Annotated in this window: 16 protein-coding genes; 7 read left to right on the plus strand and 9 right to left on the minus strand. The window is 50.4% G+C overall.

Translation table 11 applies throughout. The features are described from left to right. Positions 1-17: 17 nt before the first annotated feature. The 5 genes from ACJHWR_RS10365 to atoS form a co-directional block, all read right to left on the minus strand. Positions 18-1,340 carry a TIGR00366 family protein gene (locus tag ACJHWR_RS10365; RefSeq protein WP_000580275.1) on the minus strand — a complete coding sequence of 441 codons (1,323 nt, stop codon included), beginning with the start codon at positions 1,338-1,340 and terminating at the stop codon, positions 18-20. Continuing rightward, positions 1,337-1,987 (minus strand): acetate CoA-transferase subunit beta, encoded by a 651-nt coding sequence (gene atoA / locus ACJHWR_RS10370; protein ID WP_000339065.1) that lies wholly within the window; start codon positions 1,985-1,987, stop codon positions 1,337-1,339. The genes ACJHWR_RS10365 and atoA overlap by 4 nt, the downstream gene beginning before the upstream one ends. Next, entirely contained in the window at positions 1,987-2,649 is a 663-nt protein-coding gene (gene atoD, locus ACJHWR_RS10375; protein WP_000850545.1) for an acetate CoA-transferase subunit alpha, read from the minus strand. The genes atoA and atoD overlap by 1 nt, the downstream gene beginning before the upstream one ends. Before the next feature lie 195 nt (positions 2,650-2,844). Continuing rightward, positions 2,845-4,230, minus strand: coding sequence for an acetoacetate metabolism transcriptional regulator AtoC (atoC, locus tag ACJHWR_RS10380; protein ID WP_000125293.1), 1,386 nt, complete (start codon positions 4,228-4,230; stop codon positions 2,845-2,847). Beyond that, positions 4,227-6,053, minus strand: coding sequence for a two-component system sensor histidine kinase AtoS (atoS, locus tag ACJHWR_RS10385; protein WP_001361611.1), 1,827 nt, complete (start codon positions 6,051-6,053; stop codon positions 4,227-4,229). The genes atoC and atoS overlap by 4 nt, the downstream gene beginning before the upstream one ends. 166 nt (positions 6,054-6,219) lie before the next feature. On the opposite strand from atoS, the gene rcsC reads away from it, so the two are divergent. Beyond that, on the plus strand, positions 6,220-9,069 hold the full coding sequence (gene rcsC / locus ACJHWR_RS10390; RefSeq protein WP_000876060.1) for a two-component system sensor histidine kinase RcsC: 2,850 nt from the start codon (positions 6,220-6,222) through the stop codon (positions 9,067-9,069). Between the two features lie 85 nt (positions 9,070-9,154). On the opposite strand, the gene rcsB is transcribed toward rcsC, so the two are convergent. Beyond that, on the minus strand, positions 9,155-9,805 hold the full coding sequence (rcsB, locus tag ACJHWR_RS10395; RefSeq protein ID WP_001061917.1) for a response regulator transcription factor RcsB: 651 nt from the start codon (positions 9,803-9,805) through the stop codon (positions 9,155-9,157). 16 nt (positions 9,806-9,821) lie between these two features. Continuing rightward, positions 9,822-12,494, minus strand: coding sequence for a phosphotransferase RcsD (gene rcsD / locus ACJHWR_RS10400; protein WP_001249113.1), 2,673 nt, complete (start codon positions 12,492-12,494; stop codon positions 9,822-9,824). 738 nt (positions 12,495-13,232) lie between these two features. On the opposite strand from rcsD, the gene ACJHWR_RS10405 reads away from it, so the two are divergent. From ACJHWR_RS10405 to mqo, 6 genes are all read left to right on the plus strand, one after another. Continuing rightward, positions 13,233-14,327 (plus strand): porin OmpC, encoded by a 1,095-nt coding sequence (locus ACJHWR_RS10405; protein WP_000865538.1) that lies wholly within the window; start codon positions 13,233-13,235, stop codon positions 14,325-14,327. 111 nt (positions 14,328-14,438) lie between these two features. Beyond that, positions 14,439-15,494 (plus strand): FAD:protein FMN transferase ApbE, encoded by a 1,056-nt coding sequence (apbE, locus tag ACJHWR_RS10410; protein ID WP_000406083.1) that lies wholly within the window; start codon positions 14,439-14,441, stop codon positions 15,492-15,494. A 73-nt stretch (positions 15,495-15,567) separates the two neighbouring features. Continuing rightward, positions 15,568-16,632: a bifunctional DNA-binding transcriptional regulator/O6-methylguanine-DNA methyltransferase Ada gene (gene ada, locus ACJHWR_RS10415; RefSeq protein ID WP_000786351.1), complete on the plus strand. Its 1,065-nt coding sequence runs from the start codon at positions 15,568-15,570 to the stop codon at positions 16,630-16,632. Then, positions 16,632-17,282 (plus strand): DNA oxidative demethylase AlkB, encoded by a 651-nt coding sequence (alkB, locus tag ACJHWR_RS10420; protein WP_000884967.1) that lies wholly within the window; start codon positions 16,632-16,634, stop codon positions 17,280-17,282. Before ada ends, alkB begins: the two co-directional genes overlap by 1 nt. A gap of 75 nt (positions 17,283-17,357) precedes the next feature. Further along, positions 17,358-19,001, plus strand: coding sequence for a microcin J25 efflux ABC transporter YojI (yojI, locus tag ACJHWR_RS10425; protein ID WP_000422219.1), 1,644 nt, complete (start codon positions 17,358-17,360; stop codon positions 18,999-19,001). Between the two features lie 217 nt (positions 19,002-19,218). Continuing rightward, positions 19,219-20,865 carry a malate dehydrogenase (quinone) gene (mqo, locus tag ACJHWR_RS10430; protein ID WP_000758078.1) on the plus strand — a complete coding sequence of 549 codons (1,647 nt, stop codon included), beginning with the start codon at positions 19,219-19,221 and terminating at the stop codon, positions 20,863-20,865. A gap of 149 nt (positions 20,866-21,014) precedes the next feature. Here the strand turns inward: mqo and eco are convergent, their stop codons facing one another. Both eco and ACJHWR_RS10440 read right to left on the minus strand, forming a co-directional pair. Next, positions 21,015-21,524, minus strand: coding sequence for a serine protease inhibitor ecotin (eco, locus tag ACJHWR_RS10435; protein ID WP_000712252.1), 510 nt, complete (start codon positions 21,522-21,524; stop codon positions 21,015-21,017). A gap of 113 nt (positions 21,525-21,637) precedes the next feature. Further along, positions 21,638-21,802, minus strand: coding sequence for a hypothetical protein (locus ACJHWR_RS10440; RefSeq protein ID WP_001296243.1), 165 nt, complete (start codon positions 21,800-21,802; stop codon positions 21,638-21,640). Between the last annotated feature and the right edge of the window lie 92 nt (positions 21,803-21,894).

The following is a 21,894-nucleotide window of genomic DNA, read 5'->3' on the forward strand; positions in this document are numbered from 1 at the left end:
TGTCTGTAGGGTTGCCGTCAGAACAGCGTTAAACCAATGACGAAAATGACGCCGGAGAAGAGCAGGGCAGTGATGCAATAGCCCATGATGTCGCGGACACCGAGTCCGGCGATTGCCAGTGCTGGCAGCGCCCAGAACGGTTGTGCCATGTTCATCCATTGCTCGCCGTAGGCGATCGCCATTACCGATTTACCGAGATCAGCGCCCAGCGCCTGGGCTGCGGGTATCACGAAAGGTCCCTGAATAACCCAGTGACCGCCGCCAGACGGAACGGCGAAGTTAATCAGTGCAGAACTAAAAAAGGTCATTACCGGGAAGGTGTCTTTGTTCGCAACATTGATGAAGAATTCGGTAATGAGTCCGCCCAGACCGGAATGCTCCATCATCAGTTGGATCCCAGCGTAGAAGGGGAATTGCACCAGAATACCGGCAGTACTCCGTGCTGCCGCGCTGATAGCACGCATATAAGCCATTGGCGTTTTATGTAGCAGCAGACCCGCAATCATAAACATCAGGTTGACGGTATTGATGGTGATGTTGAAGCCATGTTCGCTGAAGTACATCGCAAGGTAAGCGATACCGAGTGCGCCGATGATCAACGTCAGAATGCGGCTTTCTTCCAGTCGCTCGGATGGTGGGGCATCTTTCGGTAGCTGCTTTTGGAAATCAGCCTCTTCCATGAGTAGTTTCGGATCGATACTCACCACGTCAGACGGTTTTGGCATCATCATGCGGGTGATAAATGGCATCACCACAATCAACGCCACAGTGATGAAAATGTTAAAACCACTGAACAGAGTATCGCCCACCGGGATCAGCCCGGCGATATGCTCAACCGGGTTGCCCGGTGTTGCAGCCAACAGAGGCATTGAGCCAGAGAAACCGCCACCCCAGGTGAGAAAACCAATGTAGGCGCAGGCAATGAGCAACGGATAATCAGAACCGGGTACTCGGCGGGCGACTTCACGGGCAAACATTGCGCCGACAACCAAACCAAATCCCCAGTTGATGACACAAGCGACTGAACCGAAGAAAGTAACCAGCATGACGCCCTGTACGGGCGTCTTTGCGGCGGAGGCGGCAGTACGCAGCAAACTTTTTACCGGAGCAGAGCTGGCAAGGGCATGACCGGTAACGATGATAAGCGCCATCTGCATACCAAACGCCAGCAAGTTCCAGAAACCGTCACCCCACATTTTCACCATGCTGATCGGCGTTTGTGGTGTTAACCAAAGCGCGATCACGAATGTTAGCAATGTCAGCAACATGGCAAAGATCAGTGGATCGGGAAGCCACCGGCTGACAAAACGCGTCATAAAACGCGATATGCGACCAATCATAAATCACCCCGTTGCGTATTCAGATCGGCAGCTACTTCAAACCGAGCTTCTGTTTTGGCACGCACGGTGGCTAAATCACACCCGTCGGCAATTTCGGTGAGCCACATTTTGCCGTCAATAAAACGAAAGACAGCCAGTTCAGTAACCAGCATATGCACCGCATGTTGCGCAGTGAGAGGCATGGTGCAGCGGCGCAAAATTTTTGCTGAACCATCTTTGGCGCAATGTTCCATGGCGATGATCACTTTGCGCGACCCGGTCACCAGATCCATCGCGCCACCCATACCGGGCACCATTTTCCCAGGCACTACCCAGTTCGCGAGGTTTGCTTCTTCGTCTACTTGCAAACCGCCGAGCACGCAGGCATCAATATGACCGCCACGGATTAGCGCAAATGACATGGCGCTATCAAACATGGCTGCACCGGGTAAAACACCGCACGGTTGTCCGCCAGCGTTCACCAGATCTGGATGCGCTGTCGTGACCGGGCCTAAACCGAGGAAGCCGTTTTCCGATTGCAGAGTGATATGAATACCCTCCGGTAAATAATTGGCGACCATTGTGGGTAAACCGATCCCTAAGTTAACGATGTCACCATCACGAAGCTCTTGCGCCACACGGCGCGCAATACGTTGTTTCGCATCCATTATTTGCTCTCCTGTGAAACGATGATGTGGTCGATAACGGCACCAGGGGTGACAATATGGTCAGGTTGCAGCTCGCCGGTTTCGACCAGTTCATCTGGCTCTACCAGCGTGATATCAGCCGCAAGGGCTATCAGGGGGTTAAAGTTGCGGGCGCTAAGGTGATAGGTCAGGTTGCCAAGTGTGTCGCAACGATGAGCGCGAATTAGCGCCAGGTCGGCGCGCAGCGGGCGTTCGAGCAGCCAGGTTTTACCGTCGAGTGTCAGTGTCTGTTTGCCTTCCTCTACGACGGTACCGACACCTGTTGGGGTGAGAAAACCACCAAGTCCAGCTCCACCACAGCGAATTTGCTCGATTAGCGTACCTTGCGGCACCAGAACGACGTCCATCTCACCAGAAATCATGCGCCGACCTGTTTCCGGGTTGGTACCGATATGTGAAGCAATCACTTTGCGGACTCGACCATTGACGATGAGCGGACCGATGCCGGTATCAACAAACGCGGTATCATTGGCTATCAATGTCAGGTCGCGAACACCAGATTCCAGTAATACTTCAACCAGGCGGGATGGAGTGCCAATCCCCATAAATCCGCCCACCATGATGGTCATGCCGTCACGAAAGAAGCCGGTGGCGTCTTGTAATGTCATCAATTTTGTTTTCATTTTTTATCCCTCTTGCATACACCGTTGTGGGTACAGTCAGGGAATAGCAAGGGGAGTGCCAGAATGAGATTATTGGGGGTTGTTATTTAACTAATTGAATAGAAAAGGATAAATTAGATGGGGGTTTATAAGGAGAATGAGCGGCTATGCAGAAAATTGCGCACTGTGCAAATTTCTGCATAGCAAGTTTTGGCGTTATACATCCGCCGGATCGATACCGTATTCCTGGAGTTTATACATCAATGCACGGCGACTGATGCCCAGCATTAACGCAGTGCGGGTTCGGTTTCCTTCTTGTTGTTCCAGCACTTCCATAATGATGCGTTTTTCGACGCGTTTAATTTCCTCTTTTAAATTACGCTCACCGACAGGGGCTGTTTTTGCCTCACCAGCATTACAGACTGGCTGACGAATCTGCGGCGGAAGATCCTCAGAGAAAATGATCGGGCCTGAGTTCATCACGACGGCGCGTTCAATGACGTTGGAAAGCTCTCGAATATTACCCGGCCATGACCAGGCGGTAAGCAGCGACATTGCCATCGGATCGATGTCGATAATATCGCGCTGATTCTCACTACTGAATTTTTGCAAAAAGTGATTAGCTAACAGGGAAATATCTTCCCGGCGATCGCGCAGAGGCGGTAGTATTAAATGAATAACGTTAAGGCGATAAAAGAGATCTTCACGGAAGGTGCCTTCTTTCACCATTGCCTGCAAGTCGCGGTTGGTGGCAGCAATGATGCGGATATCAACTTTTATGGTCTGATGACCGCCAATCCGTTCAAATTCCCGTTCCTGCAGAATGCGTAGTAATTTGGCTTGCAGTACCAGCGGCATTTCGCCAATTTCGTCGAGGAGCAGAGTACCTTCGTTGGCACGTTCAAATAATCCCTGACGTAAGGTTTGTGCACCAGTAAATGCGCCTTTTTCATGACCAAACAGTTCACTTTCGAGCAACGATTCCGGCAGTGCCGCGCAGTTGACTTTAATGAACGGCCCCTTTGCCCTCCGCGAATTGTAGTGAATCGCTCTGGCAATCAACTCTTTCCCGGTGCCGCTTTCACCGCTAATCAAGACGCTGGCCTGAGAAAGGGCAATTTTGGCGGTGTCTTTGCAGATGTCCATCATCGCCGGGCTGTTGGTGAGAATGTGCCCCCATTGCCAGCTGGTGCTCAGTGCCTGGTGCAGATGACGGATCTCTTTTTTCATTGACTGGAGTTGTAAAGTGCGCTGAACGATTAAATTCAACTCATCGAGATCAAACGGTTTGATAACATAGTCGAAGGCTCCGCAGCGTAGTGCTTCGACGGCGGTTTCCACTTCAGCATAGGCCGTCATCAGAATAACGGGTGTCCGGGTCTCATGGCTGCGCATCTCCTTGAGTGCCTTGATGCCGTCCATCTCTGGCATGCGGATATCCATCAACACCACGTCAGGGTGAATATCGGCAAACAGGTGTAATGCTGTGCGCCCGTTGTTCGCACAATGTGTTTCGAATCCTTGTAGTGCAAAAGCGGTGCTCAGCATACGGCGAACATTATCTTCATCATCCACAATAAGGATGCGATTAATAGCAGTCATACAGTCTGATTTCCCTGCGGGTTGATCGGTAAAATAAGCGTGAAGGTTGCGCCGTAGCCCGGCAAACTGGCGACGCGAATATCACCCTGATGGGCATTAATGATGCGTTGACTTAACGCCAGACCAAGCCCGGTTCCTGAGGCTTTGGTGGTGAAAAAGGGATCGAAGATCTTTTTTTGCAGCGAGAGATCAATGCCACAGCCGTTGTCCTCTATCGAAATGGCCTGTTGTGAGTCGCTGTATTGCCAGGTTCGAATGCGAATTTTCCCTCGTGCACTGATAGCCTGGACGGCATTGATCAGGATATTCAGTAGTACCTGTTTGAGCAGTTCACGATCGGCGTTAATCGGGCTTAATTCATTATCCAGTTCGCTTATGAAGTCGACCCGCGCTTGTACGCCGGCGGTTTGTACCAGTACCAGAGTTTCTTCAACCAATGCATTGAGGCTGACTTGTTGCCATTGACTGTGGCGTGGACGTGAAAATTCGAGCAATTGCTGAATAACTTTGTTAATTGAATCAATTTCTTTGAGTACTACGGACAGATATTCCTGATGTATTAGGTCGCTGGTTTGTTGGCGCAAGATCTGTACATAACCACGAATAGCCGTTAGCGGATTACGTACTTCATGCGCCACGCCAGCCATCAGCTCACCCAGTGTGGCGAGGCGTTCTGCTTGCGCCATGCGGCGCTGGGTTTCTTTGCGGGCAGTTAAATCAGAGAAAATCACCAAAGCACCTATCATTTCACCGTGCGTGTTATGAATACGACTGGTCGTGACACTGAGTTCAATGGTGCGGTCACGGCCTGGAAAACTGATCTCCAGCGCCACATGTTCGGTGCCATGTTCCAGCGTATCCAGTACTGGACTGTAGAACTGAGTATTGTCGAACAACATGGAGTAAGGCTGCCCTACCAGTTCATGACGTTGATAGCCAGTGATGACTTCTGCTGCCGGGTTCATGGTGGTTACATCACCCTGGCGGTCAATGGCAATGACGCCATCGGCAGCGTTTTCAATAATCAGATCGTTAAGTGTCCGCGTTTCACGCAGTGCCTGGGCGAGGTTGTTAACACTCTGACTGATTTGCCCCATTTCACCGGGCAATTGTGGTAATCGAGTGGGAATATTTTGTGCCAGAGTCGAGAGGCCATCGGTGATGATATCTATATTGGCGCTCAGGCGACGGGAGAAAAGGACAATCAACAGCAGGCTTATCAGCAAACCGGCGGTGAGCACAATGATAATCCTCACATCCATTTTCCAGGCCTGGCGGCGAATATCTTCGGTTAATTCATTGGCCCAGATATAGCCGAGGATTTCACCATTACGCTCAATGGGAATCATTGAATTCAAAATATCGCCGCGCACCTGCCTGCCTGAATAAACCAAAGGGGTATTTGTACGCATGACTTCGCGACCAGGGTGATCTGCGGCAATGGTAACGCCGACATTATTCTGATATAGCGCTGAAGGCGCGTAGGTGATTATCGCATCCAGCGTTTTGTTGTAATAACCAGCGCCGATGCCAGGGAAGGCGTGAGTGATATTTTCGGTAATGGGGGCAAGTTCTGCATTTAATGCGCGGATACGCTCCTCACGTGGTAAGTCGATGTAGAGATCATAGCGATCGCCTAGTGCCTGATTAAGCAGGTTGACCACGGCAGAAAGTTTTTTCTCTTTTTCAGATAAGACTGCTGAACGTCCTTCCGTTTCTACGATATAACCAATAGTAAGCGTTGGGACAATGACCATCAGGATTGCCATCAGGATCATTTGATTGCGTAAGCGGCGTGGATAAATCCACTTCATATAATGCATGCTGAAATCCACTAGTCTTGTCCGGTATATGACGATTATCAGAGGTTAAGGTGATGATTTCTCGGCGGTGTATCATATTCCAGAGAAGAGAGAACATTGCGGTAACACGCTTTTACCGCTACCTTAACCACACTCCATCGGTCACCTGAGGCGGAGCTTCGCCCCTTTGAAATACCTTGCTTCTTTTCGTACAACCCTGAAAGCCTCGCGCTACATGTTCAGAGCATTGGCGTTAGTGCTCTGGCTGTTGATTGCTTTTTCATCCGTTTTTTACATCGTTAATGCGTTACATCAGCGAGAATCGGAAATTCGTCAGGAATTTAATCTGAGTTCCGATCAGGCTCAGCGCTTTATTCAACGCACCTCTGATGTGATGAAAGAGCTGAAGTACATCGCCGAAAATCGCTTATCGGCAGAAAACGGTGTGCTTTCCCCGCGTGGACGAGAAACGCAGACGGATGTGCCTGCGTTTGAACCGCTGTTTGCTGACTCTGATTGTTCCGCAATGAGTAACACCTGGCGAGGTTCTCTGGAGTCATTGGCGTGGTTTATGCGCTACTGGCGCGATAATTTTTCTGCGGCTTACGATCTCAACCGGGTATTTTTAATCGGCAGCGATAACCTCTGCATGGCCAATTTCGGTCTGCGTGATATGCCAGTGGAACGCGATACCGCGCTAAAAGCTTTGCATGAACGCATTAATAAATATCGAAATGCACCACAAGATGATAGTGGCAGTAACCTCTACTGGATCAGCGAAGGTCCGCGCCCTGGCGTCGGGTATTTTTACGCGTTGACGCCAGTTTATCTGGCGAACCGGTTGCAGGCGCTTTTGGGTGTCGAGCAGACCATCCGGATGGAGAACTTTTTCTTGCCTGGTACGTTGCCGATGGGGGTTACCATTCTTGATGAAAATGGTCATACCCTGATTTCGCTTACCGGACCAGAAAGCAAAATTAAGGGCGATCCTCGCTGGATGCAGGAACGCTCCTGGTTTGGCTATACGGAAGGGTTCCGGGAGCTGGTGCTGAAGAAAAATCTGCCACCCTCATCGCTAAGCATCGTGTATTCGGTGCCGGTTGATAAGGTGCTGGAACGCATTCGCATGTTGATCCTTAACGCAATTTTGCTGAATGTGCTTGCCGGAGCTGCATTGTTTACTCTCGCGCGGATGTACGAGCGACGTATTTTCATTCCGGCGGAAAGCGACGCCCTGCGACTGGAAGAACATGAGCAGTTTAATCGCAAGATTGTCGCCTCCGCGCCAGTGGGTATCTGCATTTTGCGTACCGCTGATGGCGTCAATATTTTAAGTAACGAACTGGCGCATACCTATCTCAATATGCTTACGCATGAGGATCGCCAACGGCTGACACAAATTATCTGTGGGCAGCAGGTCAATTTTGTTGATGTCCTGACCAGCAACAATACCAATCTGCAAATCAGCTTCGTCCATTCGCGCTATCGTAATGAAAACGTGGCCATTTGTGTGCTGGTGGATGTTTCTTCGCGCGTGAAGATGGAAGAGTCGTTGCAGGAGATGGCACAAGCAGCGGAACAGGCGAGTCAGTCAAAATCGATGTTCCTTGCCACCGTCAGTCATGAGCTGCGAACGCCGCTGTATGGCATTATCGGTAACCTGGATCTATTGCAAACCAAAGAGTTGCCGAAAGGCGTCGATCGTCTGGTGACGGCAATGAACAACTCTTCCAGCCTGTTGTTGAAAATTATCAGCGATATTCTCGATTTCTCGAAGATTGAATCAGAACAGTTGAAGATCGAACCGCGTGAGTTTTCACCGCGTGAAGTGATGAACCACATCACCGCCAACTATTTACCGCTGGTGGTACGCAAGCAGTTAGGCTTGTACTGCTTTATTGAACCGGATGTGCCAGTGGCCTTAAATGGCGACCCGATGCGTTTACAGCAGGTCATCTCCAACCTGTTGAGTAACGCCATAAAATTCACCGATACCGGCTGTATAGTTTTGCAAGTTCGCGCTGATGGCGATTATCTCTCTATCCGTGTTCGCGATACCGGCGTGGGGATTCCGGCGAAAGAAGTCGTGCGCTTGTTTGATCCCTTCTTCCAGGTCGGAACGGGCGTACAGCGAAACTTCCAGGGGACCGGTCTGGGTCTGGCGATTTGTGAAAAACTGATCAGCATGATGGACGGCGACATCTCGGTAGATTCAGAACCGGGAATGGGCAGCCAGTTTACCGTGCGTATTCCGTTGTACGGCGCTCAGTACCCGCAGAAAAAAGGCGTGGAAGGGTTGAGTGGTAAACGCTGCTGGCTGGCGGTCCGCAATGCGTCGCTCTGTCAGTTCCTGGAAACCAGTTTGCAGCGCAGCGGCATCGTCGTTACAACATACGAAGGGCAGGAACCGACTCCCGAAGATGTGTTAATTACTGACGAGGTAGTGAGTAAAAAATGGCAGGGTAGAGCGGTAGTGACCTTCTGTCGTCGCCATATTGGTATTCCGCTGGAGAAAGCGCCAGGGGAGTGGGTACACAGTGTGGCGGCCCCGCATGAGCTACCGGCATTGTTGGCGCGTATTTATTTGATCGAGATGGAGAGCGATGATCCTGCTAACGCTCTGCCGTCGACGGACAAAGCGGTCAGCGATAACGACGATATGATGATTCTGGTCGTGGATGATCATCCGATTAACCGGCGTCTTCTGGCAGATCAGTTGGGATCGTTGGGCTATCAATGTAAAACCGCGAATGATGGCGTCGATGCGCTTAATGTACTTAGCAAGAATCATATTGATATCGTGCTTAGCGACGTCAACATGCCAAATATGGATGGTTACCGCTTGACGCAACGCATTCGTCAGTTGGGACTGACGTTGCCGGTAATCGGAGTAACTGCTAATGCGTTGGCTGAAGAGAAGCAGCGGTGTCTGGAGTCCGGTATGGACAGCTGCCTGTCGAAGCCGGTAACGCTGGATGTGATAAAACAGACGCTGACGGTATATGCCGAGAGGGTCAGGAAATCGCGGGAATCGTAGGACGGATAAGGCGTTTACGCCGCATCTGGCATTCAGTGCAAATGCCAGATAAGACACTAACGCGTCTTATCTGGCCTACAGGTGATTAGTCTTTATCTGCCGGACTTAACGTCACTGAAGAGAGATAATTCAGCAGGGCGATATCGTTCTCGACACCCAGCTTCATCATCGCAGATTTCTTCTGGCTACTGATGGTTTTAATACTGCGGTTCAGCTTTTTAGCGATCTCGGTCACCAGGAAGCCTTCCGCAAACAGGCGCAGAACTTCACTCTCTTTTGGCGAGAGACGCTTGTCACCGTAACCACCGGCACTGATTTTTTCCAACAGGCGAGAAACGCTTTCCGGGGTAAATTTCTTCCCTTTCTGCAGCGCGGCGAGAGCTTTCGGCAGATCGGTCGGTGCACCTTGTTTCAGCACGATCCCTTCGATATCCAGATCCAATACCGCACTAAGAATCGCCGGGTTGTTGTTCATGGTCAGAACAATGATCGACAGGCTTGGGAAATGGCGCTTGATGTACTTGATTAAGGTAATGCCATCGCCGTACTTATCGCCAGGCATGGAGAGATCGGTAATCAACACATGCGCATCCAGTTTCGGCAGGTTGTTGATCAGTGCTGTAGAGTCTTCAAATTCGCCGACAACATTCACCCACTCAATTTGCTCAAGTGATTTGCGAATACCGAACAAGACTATCGGATGGTCATCGGCAATAATTACGTTCATATTGTTCATGTAATAGGCTACCTTGCTACAGCAAGCTCTTGACATAACTGTCAATGTCGCTGATGTATTTTTCTATTCCTGGAACATCCTTCTCACGAATCAGATGTTCCAGCGTTTCACATAACTGCTTGCCGGGTACCAGATTTAGCATGGCAAATACGCCTTTAAGACGATGAGCCGTTTGGGCTAACGCAGCAAAGTCACTGGTTGCTGCTTCAGTATACAGCCTCTTAACATCATCCGGTACTGTGTCTACAAAGAGCGCATAATAGCCGCTGGCATGGAGTTGCGCATTTTCATCTCCGCCCAGAGGCGATTCTGTCACCTCTTCCTGCGCCAGTTGCACTTCAATTAATTGTAAGACCGCTTCCTGCATAGCGTTGCTCATATTGAAGTTGACGCACAATTGACCAGGCCCAATTTCCCGTACGCCAGACTCATCATCGCTTAAAAGCAAGCCAGAGGCAGTAAGATTAGACGGATTATCCGTTAAAAAGATATCATAATCTTGACTAATTAATCTTTCATCGGGTGTGATACAGGTTGCACCCCAATTTTCTAACTGGCGAGTGACAATATTCCGAATTTCTGCCGAAGTAACATCCACCATTACGCAGACATCATCCAGTAATCGCTCTTCTTCCTCTTCAACTTTCGGGTCAGCTGCGAGCATTTTGATATGCACAGAGTAGCGTGTACCAAGCCCATCCCGCGTTTTGATGTTTAAATGACCGCCCAGTTTACGCGCCAGTTGATCGCTCAGCCAGAATGCCAGCGGGTCCGCCTTGCCATAGCGATCGTTTTGGGTCTGGTTGATAAACGGGAAGTGCAAATTATCCATTTCATGAATACTTACGCCTTCTCCCGTGTCCAGAATGCGGAACGTCAGGCGGTCTTCGGAGGACTCATCCTGATCAACCTCAAGGGTGATTTTTCCCAATTGCGTTGAGGTCACGGCATATTGCATCAGTAGCAGCAAAATACGTCGTAAGGCATCGCGATCGCCGCGGCGCATATCGTGTGCTTTCAGATGATTGTTAATCAGCAGTTGCAGACCTTTACGCTTGATGGCAGGCAACACTGAAGGCACAACTTCATCAATTAAATCCTGCACGGAGAACAGCACCGTCTCACTTTTCCAGCTATCGTCCGCAAGCATGTTCGCTAACTGTATTTCATCGACCAGCCGCACCAGCACATCCGCCTGATTCGTCAGTTGTTTGCCTTCCGGGGCGTTGAGTTTAGCCGCGCTCTCCGCCAGGGACTGTGCGGGTTCTTTCAGCGCATCGCCAATGTTTTTCATAAAGGTCATCCGCCCCTGCTGGTTTTTCTCATACAGACGCTGCGCCTGCTTGAGTTTCTTGTTTACCAGCACTTCGCGATCCTGATCGCGAATAATGAAAATTTGTGTGCGCGGCGCAACCTGGCTGCGGAACATGCGGATCTCATACAGCTCGTTATTGATCGTCGCCTGAATAATCCCCTGATGCTGTTCCGCCATGGTGGTGATGTTTTGCAGATTCAAATGCGGCAGCAAATGATCGGCAATTTTGTTACTTATGACTGTGCGGTTCGATTCCTGATCGTGAACCAGCAGGCCGAGCGGCAGCAGTGAGACTATCTCTTCATTAATTGCCCGTAAAATGCGCAATTCGTTATTGACCGCCGTGCTGGGGACGCTTTCTGTACTGCGGCTGGAGAAATGGCGGAATGTGGTATAGCCAAATAACGCCAGCGCCAGCAAACCGATGTTCAGCAGCAGTGGCAGCAGAATGTTTTGCAACGTATCCAGCAATAAGGTGCCATAAGGAACCTGCCAGACCAGTCGCATATCGGTAGAGTTGAGTGCCGAGGAGATTTCAATCTTCGTACTGTTAAAGTGGATACTGACGCTATCCGTCCCTTCTTTCTCATTATCATTGTCTCCCGTTGCCGTCGCGTCTGGCTCAAGGCGGAAACTGTCCAGCGGCATGCCCGGTGGGATCAAATCATTAATCGGCAGATCAAAAGCCACAACCGTTGCCAGATGTCCCGGCTGGTTAAAGGTGGTACGTAAGGTAAAGTAATGACCGTTCTGCCAGGCCAGGCGGCGCATGTTAGAAAAGCTTTCGCGTTCATCGAGGGCGTTGGCCTGTTGCAACATCTCTGCACGACGTGAATCAACAATGTCGCTGACGGTCGATTCTTTAAATCCGGAGGTGAGATCTTTGAGGGGCAGGGTTGAGATCAGCACCAGACTGTTATCCTGACCATTCAGGTAATACATCGACCACGGTACATTTTCTGCGCCCCACAATGTGTCCAGATAGGTGGACATCCGTTGAGTCATCTCAAGCGTTGAGTTGTCGTGAGAGCCAAAGATTAACGCTTCCGTTTTGCGGCGTGGTTTCTCCAGATAGTAGACATCCTGTTTCAGGCGCGTCTCTTGTAAACCTTCGCCGGAGGAGGGGGAGGTCGTCGCGGCAATGTTGTCGTAGATCTGCCAGGTCACGTAACGCCAGGTATCGACGCGCTTTTGGATAGCGTGGGTAATGTCGACAATCTGGTAACTTTTATCTTTCAGCCAGGCGTTAACAGCGCTTTGTACCATTACTCCCATCGTCACCAGTAACACAATGATCAACAGTAAAAAGAAGCGGGTAATGCTCCCCGGTAGGAGTGAAAAGCGGGTCGTGGCCGTTGTCTCTTTCTGACGCATTCGTGTTTATGACCTGTTAAAACTTCGCGAAGTGATAGGGCAGTATAAAGGGTACAGTGTGAAATTCCAGACTCTTACCTGATTGATGATTCTCTATTCTCCCGTGATATTTATCATCCTGCATTGGGGGAAATAGATGTACAAGCGCCATTTTGCTGTACAAATAACCTACAAAAAGCCCAATGAAATTAATTGCAAATAAACGAAGATTGCTGGAAATTATGCTGATGTTAATTATTTGTGAAATAGTTAACAAGCGTTATAGTTTTTCTGTGGTAGCACAGAATAATGAAAAGTGTGTAAAGAAGGGTAAAAAAAACCGGATGCGAGGCATCCGGTTGAAATAGGGGTAAACAGACATTCAGAAATGAATGACGGTAATAAATAAAGTTAATGATGATAGCGGGAGATATTCTAGTTGCGAGTGAAGGTTTTGTTTTGACATTCAGTGCTGTCAAATACTTAAGAATAAGTTATTGATTTTAACCTTGAATTATTATTGCTTGATGTTAGGTGCTTATTTCGCCATTCCGCAATAATCTTAAAAAGTTCCCTTGCATTTACATTTTGAAACATCTATAGCGATAAATGAAACATCTTAAAAGTTTTAGTATCATATTCGTGTTGGATTATTCTGCATTTTTGGGGAGAATGGACCTGCCGACTGATTAATGAGGGTTAATCAGTATGCAGTGGCATAAAAAAGCAAATAAAGGCATATAACAGAGGGTTAATAACATGAAAGTTAAAGTACTGTCCCTCCTGGTCCCAGCTCTGCTGGTAGCAGGCGCAGCAAACGCTGCTGAAATTTACAACAAAGACGGCAACAAATTAGATCTGTACGGTAAAGTTGACGGCCTGCACTATTTCTCCGATAACGACTCTAAAGATGGCGACAAGACCTACATGCGTCTTGGCTTCAAAGGTGAAACTCAGGTTACTGATCAACTGACCGGTTATGGTCAGTGGGAATATCAGATTCAAGGTAACGAACCTGAAAGTGACAATAGTTCCTGGACCCGTGTGGCATTCGCTGGTCTGAAATTCCAGGACGTTGGTTCTTTTGACTATGGTCGTAACTACGGCGTTGTTTACGATGTTACTTCCTGGACCGACGTACTGCCAGAATTCGGTGGTGATACCTACGATTCTGATAACTTCATGCAGCAGCGTGGTAACGGTTTCGCGACCTACCGTAACACCGACTTCTTCGGTCTGGTTGACGGTCTTGATTTTGCTGTTCAGTATCAGGGTAAAAACGGTAGTGCTCATGGCGAAGGTATGACCACTAATGGCCGTGATGATGTATTTGAGCAGAACGGTGACGGTGTTGGTGGTTCTATTACTTACAATTATGAAGGCTTTGGTATCGGTGCTGCAGTTTCCAGCTCCAAACGTACCTGGGATCAGAACAACACTGGCCTGATCGGTACTGGCGACCGTGCTGAAACCTACACTGGTGGTCTGAAATACGACGCTAACAACATCTACCTGGCTGCTCAGTACACCCAGACCTACAACGCAACTCGCGTAGGTTCCCTGGGTTGGGCGAACAAAGCACAGAACTTCGAAGCTGTTGCTCAGTACCAGTTCGACTTCGGTCTGCGTCCGTCCCTGGCTTACCTGCAGTCTAAAGGTAAAAACCTGGGTCGTGGCTACGACGACGAAGATATCCTGAAATATGTTGATGTTGGTGCGACCTACTACTTCAACAAAAACATGTCCACCTACGTTGACTACAAAATCAACCTGCTGGACGACAACCAGTTCACCCGCGCTGCTGGCATCAACACTGATGACATCGTAGCTCTGGGTCTGGTTTACCAGTTCTAATCTCGATTTATATCGAACAAAGGGCCTGCGGGCCCTTTTTTCATTGTTTTCAGCGTACAAACACAGTTTTTTGGTGTACTCTTGCGACCGTTCGCATGAGGATAATCACGTATGGAAATAAGCTTTACCCGCGTGGCACTGCTGGCTGCCGCGCTCTTCTTTGTTGGTTGCGATCAAAAACCACAACCCGCCAAAACCCACGCTACTGAAGTTACCGTTCTTGAAGGCAAAACCATGGGTACCTTCTGGCGTGCCAGCATCCCGGGCATTGATGCCAAACGCAGTGCCGAACTTAAAGAAAAGATTCAGACCCAGCTGGACGCCGACGATCAGCTGCTTTCGACCTATAAAAAAGATTCCGCGCTGATGCGCTTTAACGACTCGCAAAGTTTGTCGCCGTGGCCGGTAAGTGAAGCGATGGCCGATATCGTCACCACCTCGCTGCGCATTGGCGCAAGGACCGATGGTGCGATGGATATAACCGTCGGGCCGCTGGTGAATCTGTGGGGCTTTGGCCCGGAACAACAGCCGGTTCAAATTCCGAGTCAGGAACAGATCGATGCGATGAAAGCCAAAACCGGCTTACAGCACCTGACGGTGATTAATCAGTCCCACCAGCAATATCTGCAAAAAGACCTGCCGGATTTATATGTCGATCTCTCTACCGTCGGTGAAGGTTATGCGGCGGATCATCTGGCACGCTTGATGGAGCAGGAAGGGATTTCCCGCTATCTGGTGTCGGTGGGCGGCGCGCTGAACAGCCGTGGTATGAACGGTGAAGGCCAGCCGTGGCGAGTGGCGATTCAAAAACCAACCGATAAAGAAAACGCGGTTCAGGCGGTGGTGGATATCAACGGCCACGGTATCAGCACCTCCGGCAGCTATCGCAACTATTACGAACTGGACGGCAAACGTCTTTCTCATGTTATCGATCCGCAAACCGGGCGTCCCATTGAACATAATCTGGTATCCGTGACGGTGATTGCCCCGACGGCGCTGGAAGCCGACGCCTGGGACACAGGTTTGATGGTGCTCGGGCCGGATAAAGCCAAAGAAGTTGTTCGCCGGGAAGGGCTGGCGGTCTATATGATCACCAAAGAGGGCGATAGCTTTAAAACCTGGATGTCGCCGCAGTTTAAAAGCTTCCTTATCAGCGAAAAAAATTAAAGCGCAAGATTGTTGGTTTTTGCGCGATGGTGACCGGGCAGACTAAAGGCTATCCTTAACCAGGGAGCTGATTATGAAAAACGCCACATGCTTAACAGACGATCAACGCTGGCAATCTGTCTTAGCCCGCGACCCGAATGCCGACGGCGAATTCGTTTTCGCCGTGCGCACCACAGGTATCTTTTGCCGTCCGTCTTGCCGCGCCAGACATGCCTTGCGGGAAAATGTCTCCTTCTACGCAAATGCCAGCGAGGCACTCGCCGCCGGATTTCGCCCCTGCAAACGTTGTCAGCCAGACAAAGCCAATGCCCAGCAACATCGCCTTGATAAAATTACCCACGCCTGCCGACTTCTGGAACAGGAAACGCCTGTAACGCTGGAAGCCTTAGCCGACCATGTGGCGATGAGTCCGTTCCATCTGCATCGGTTGTTTAAAGCGACTACCGGAATGACGCCTAAAGCCTGGCAACAGGCCTGGCGCGCTCGCCGTTTGCGCGAATCGCTGGCGAAAGGGGAGAGCGTGACGACGTCTATTCTTAACGCCGGATTCCCCGACAGCAGCAGTTACTACCGCAAAGCTGACGAAACGCTGGGCATGACGGCTAAACAATTCCGTCACGGTGGCGAAAATCTGGCGGTGCGTTACGCGCTGGCTGATTGTGAGCTGGGCCGTTGCCTGGTGGCAGAAAGTGAGCGGGGGATTTGCGCGATATTACTGGGCGATGATGACGCGACACTAATCAGCGAGTTACAGCAGATGTTTCCCGCTGCCGACAGCGCGCCTGCCGATCTGACGTTTCAGCAACATGTGCGTGAAGTGATCGCCAGCCTCAATCAACGCGATACGCCGCTGACGTTACCGCTGGACATTCGCGGCACTGCTTTTCAGCAACAAGTCTGGCAGGCACTGCGCACGATACCTTGCGGTGAAACCGTCAGTTATCAGCAACTGGCTAATGCCATCGGCAAACCGAAAGCGGTACGGGCTGTTGCCAGCGCCTGTGCCGCCAACAAGCTAGCTATCGTTATACCTTGTCATCGGGTGGTCCGTGGTGATGGCACACTTTCCGGTTACCGCTGGGGCGTGTCGCGCAAAGCGCAACTGCTGCGCCGCGAAGCTGAGAATGAGGAGAGGTAATGTTGGATCTGTTTGCCGATGCTGAACCGTGGCAAGAGCCACTGGCGGCTGGTGCGGTAATTTTACGGCGTTTCGCTTTTAACGCTGCGGAGCAACTAATCCGCGATATTAATGACGTTGCCAGCCAGTCGCCGTTTCGCCAGATGGTCACTCCAGGCGGATATACCATGTCGGTGGCGATGACCAACTGTGGGCATCTGGGCTGGACGACCCATCGGCAAGGTTATCTCTATTCGCCCATTGATCCGCAAACAAATAAACCGTGGCCCGCCATGCCGCAGAGTTTTCATCATTTATGTCAACGTGCGGCTACGGCGGGGGGCTATCCAGATTTCCAGCCAGATGCCTGTTTGATCAACCGCTACGTTCCTGGCGCGAAACTGTCGCTGCATCAGGATAAAGACGAACCGGATCTGCGCGCGCCAATTGTTTCTGTTTCTCTGGGCTTACCCGCGATTTTTCAATTTGGCGGCCTGAAACGAAATGATCCGCTAAAAAGATTGTTGCTGGAACATGGCGATGTGGTGGTATGGGGCGGTGAATCGCGGCTGTTTTATCATGGCATTCAACCGTTGAAAGCGGGGTTTCATCCACTCGCCGGCGACTGCCGCTACAACCTGACATTCCGTCAGGCAGGTAAAAAAGAATAAAAATAAGAATTATTATTGCTGTGCGCGCGAAGATGTTTAAACTGCGGGCTGTAATTCATTGTCCGGGTTTTCTGCATGGAACTTCTTGTACTTGTCTGGCGGCAGTATCGCTGGCCATTTATCAGTGTGATGGCGCTAAGCCTCGCCAGTGCGGCATTAGGCATTGGCTTAATTGCTTTTATCAATCAGCGCCTTATCGAAACGGCGGATACCAGTCTGCTGGTGTTGCCGGAGTTTCTGGGATTATTGTTGCTGTTGATGGCAGTCACTCTCGGATCGCAACTGGCGCTCACCACTTTGGGGCATCACTTCGTTTACCGACTGCGTAGTGAATTTATCAAGCGGATTCTGGATACCCACGTCGAGCGCATTGAACAACTTGGTAGCGCTTCGTTGCTGGCGGGGTTAACCAGCGATGTGCGCAATATCACCATTGCTTTTGTGCGTCTGCCGGAACTGGTGCAGGGGATCATTCTCACTATCGGTTCCGCGGCGTATTTGTGGATGCTGTCGGGCAAAATGTTGCTGGTAACGGCTATCTGGATGGCAGTCACCATCTGGGGCGGTTTTGTGCTGGTGGCGCGGGTGTACAAACATATGGCGACCCTGCGTGAAACCGAAGATAAGCTGTACACGGATTTTCAAACCGTACTCGAAGGGCGCAAAGAGCTGACTCTGAACCGGGAACGCGCCGAGTATGTGTTTAACAACCTCTACATTCCTGATGCGCAAGAGTATCGCCATCATATTATCCGCGCAGACACCTTCCATCTTAGTGCCGTGAACTGGTCAAACATCATGATGCTGGGCGCTATCGGCCTGGTGTTCTGGATGGCGAACAGTCTCGGTTGGGCTGATACCAACGTTGCCGCGACCTATTCGTTGACGCTGTTGTTCCTGCGTACGCCGCTGCTTTCGGCGGTTGGCGCATTACCGACGCTGCTGACGGCGCAGGTGGCGTTTAACAAGCTGAACAAATTCGCGCTCGCGCCTTTCAAAGCAGAGTTTCCGCGTCCGCAGACGTTTCCCAACTGGCAAACGCTGGAGCTGCGCAATGTTACGTTTGCTTATCAGGATAACGCGTTTTCCGTTGGGCCGATTAACCTCACCATCAAACGTGGCGAACTGCTGTTTCTGATTGGTGGCAACGGTAGTGGAAAATCGACGCTGGCGATGTTGCTGACGGGCTTGTATCAGCCACAAAGCGGCGAAATCTTGCTGGATGGCAAACCTGTCAGCGGCGAACAACCGGAAGATTATCGCAAACTGTTTTCGGCAGTGTTTACCGATGTCTGGCTGTTCGATCAACTGCTGGGGCCGGAGGGTCAACCCGCTAACCCGCAACTGATTGAGAAGTGGCTGGCGCAACTGAAAATGGCTCATAAGCTTGAGTTAAGCAACGGGCGTATTGTTAACCTGAAGTTATCAAAAGGGCAGAAAAAACGCGTCGCGCTGTTGCTGGCGCTGGCAGAAGAACGCGATATTATCCTGCTGGATGAATGGGCGGCGGATCAGGACCCACACTTCCGCCGTGAGTTTTATCAGGTGCTGCTGCCGCTGATGCAGGAGATGGGTAAAACCATATTCGCCATCAGTCATGATGATCATTACTTTATCCACGCTGACCGCCTGCTGGAAATGCGCAACGGGCAACTTAGCGAGCTGACAGGCGAAGAGCGCGATGCTGCTTCGCGTGATGCCGTTGCCCGGACGGCATAATATTTCGACGCTGACCTGGCGGACTGCTGCCGCCAGGTCAATATGCTAAAAATCCCTTCGTTTCTAATAACCCTATAATTAATCAACGAAATTATAATGTTTCTAAAATTAGAATATAATTTATAAACATTATTTAAATGTTGTTACTTAAGTGTTACCGTTGGTGCCGCGCAAATCTCACCTGCAATAAAGCGACTAAAAGTAAGGCATTAACAAGATGAAAAAAGTGACTGCCATGCTCTTCTCGATGGCCGTGGGGCTTAATGCCGTTTCGATGGCGGCAAAAGCGAAAGCGTCCGAGGAGCAGGAAACTGATGTACTGTTGATTGGCGGCGGCATTATGAGCGCCACGTTGGGGACCTATTTACGCGAGCTGGAGCCTGAATGGTCGATGACCATGGTGGAGCGCCTGGAGGGTGTCGCGCAGGAGAGTTCGAACGGCTGGAACAACGCCGGAACCGGGCATTCTGCACTGATGGAACTGAACTACACCCCGCAAAACGCCGATGGCAGCATCAGTATTGAAAAAGCAGTCGCCATTAACGAAGCATTTCAGATTTCGCGCCAGTTCTGGGCGCACCAGGTCGAGCGCGGCGTGCTGCGTACACCGCGTTCATTTATCAATACCGTTCCGCATATGAGCTTTGTCTGGGGCGAGGATAATGTTAATTTCCTGCGCGCCCGTTACGCCGCGTTGCAACAAAGCTCGCTGTTTCGCGGTATGCGTTACTCTGAAGATCACGCGCAGATCAAAGAGTGGGCACCGTTAGTGATGGAAGGGCGCGATCCGCAACAGAAAGTGGCAGCCACGCGTACGGAAATTGGTACTGATGTGAACTATGGCGAGATCACCCGCCAGTTAATTGCTTCCTTGCAGAAGAAATCTAATTTTTCGCTGCAACTCAGCAGCGAAGTCCGCGCCCTAAAGCGTAATGACGATAACACCTGGACCGTTACCGTTGCCGATCTGAAAAATGGCACTGCACAGAACATCCGCGCCAAATTTGTCTTTATCGGCGCGGGCGGTGCGGCGCTGAAGCTGTTACAGGAATCGGGGATTCCGGAAGCGAAAGACTACGCCGGTTTCCCGGTGGGCGGACAGTTCCTTGTTTCGGAAAACCCGGACGTGGTTAATCACCATCTGGCGAAGGTTTACGGTAAAGCATCCGTTGGCGCACCACCGATGTCGGTTCCGCATATCGATACCCGTGTTCTGGACGGTAAACGCGTCGTGCTGTTTGGGCCATTTGCCACCTTCTCAACCAAATTCCTCAAAAACGGTTCATTGTGGGATCTGATGAGTTCCACCACCACCTCTAACGTGATGCCGATGATGCACGTCGGGCTGGATAATTTCGATCTGGTGAAATATCTGGTGAGTCAGGTGATGTTGAGTGAAGAGGATCGTTTTGAAGCGTTGAAAGAGTACTATCCGCAGGCGAAAAAAGAGGACTGGCGTTTGTGGCAAGCGGGGCAGCGCGTACAGATTATCAAGCGTGATGCCGAGAAAGGTGGCGTACTGCGTCTGGGTACCGAAGTGGTCAGCGACCAGCAAGGGACCATTGCCGCGCTGCTGGGGGCATCGCCAGGTGCGTCAACCGCCGCGCCGATTATGTTGAATCTGCTGGAAAAAGTATTTGGCGATCGCGTTTCCAGCCCGCAATGGCAGGCAACGTTGAAGGCGACCGTTCCGTCTTATGGACGCAAGCTGAACGGTGATGTAGCGGCAACAGAACGCGAGTTGCAGTACACCAGCGAAGTGCTGGGGCTGAAATACGACAAGCCGCAGGCAGCAGATAGTACGCCGAAACCGCAGTTGAAACCGCAACCCGTTCAAAAAGAAGTGGCGGATATTGCGTTGTAATGATGTGCCACATCCGGCATGGTTTGCCGGATGTGGCGTATGCTAATAAGACGCGTCAGCGTCGCATCAGGCAACCGGCTCGGGCGTTAGATGTCGGATGCGGCGTAACCGCCTTATTCGGCCTACAGGTTGCAGCACTTCACAGCAGTTTAGCGGACAACCGCGTTGTCAATTTTCTCTTCCGCCTTCCAGACACGGTACTTCACATCCACATTGTCTGGCGTATACACCACGATCGGCAGCTTGCTGTTGTAACGCAGCATTCCAGCATCGCCCAGATACGCGGTGACAAATTTCTTCTCTTTCTTGCCATCCGGGCAAGCCATCATCGTGGAAACCGGCGAGCTAACTTTATCAAAGACATAATAATCATAGCCCCAGCCTTCCAGCGTTTTGCTTTCCAGCTTCCCGCCGAGACGATGCAAATTGCAGTCGACTTCCAGCGTCTGACCGATTAACAGTTCTACTTTCAGGGTAGATTCATCTTCTTGCGGAGTTAACTGAATCACCTGACGCTTCATGCCTTTTTCAGCTTGTGGATAAGGTGCGATTTTTTCCAGTGGCTGGACGCTTTCTGCCGCCCAGGCGGAAGTGGTGGCGAAAGCGGCAAACAATACTGCAGGTAGAATGGTCTTCATTTTTTTGCTTTCCTTCTTCATTTATAGGTTTTCACCGATGATGTCGCTGAAGGTTAACATATTCATCAGATTTATTAATTTGCTTTATGAATAACTTAAAGAACATTCAGATAATTTTACCTGCTCTTTTAGTGTTAAATTCTGATGAGAAAACAAACCAGCAGAAATATCTCTGGCGAATTAATCGCTATATAAATATGTTTATAACCATTTGAAATGTGAGCAAAAGCCCGTTTTTGCCACGCTTCCCGCCACTCTTTTGATCCTGCTACAGGTTTTACCCCGATCGGGGTATGCATCTTTGACACATCCTTTAATATCTTAGCGGCTATAAAAATGGCTTATTAATTATGCGGTTTATTTGGTCGCTCTCAATTTTCAGAGCGCGTTA

The organism is Escherichia sp. WS568 (assembly GCF_046486085.1).
In the GTDB taxonomy this organism is placed as follows: domain Bacteria; phylum Pseudomonadota; class Gammaproteobacteria; order Enterobacterales; family Enterobacteriaceae; genus Escherichia; species Escherichia coli.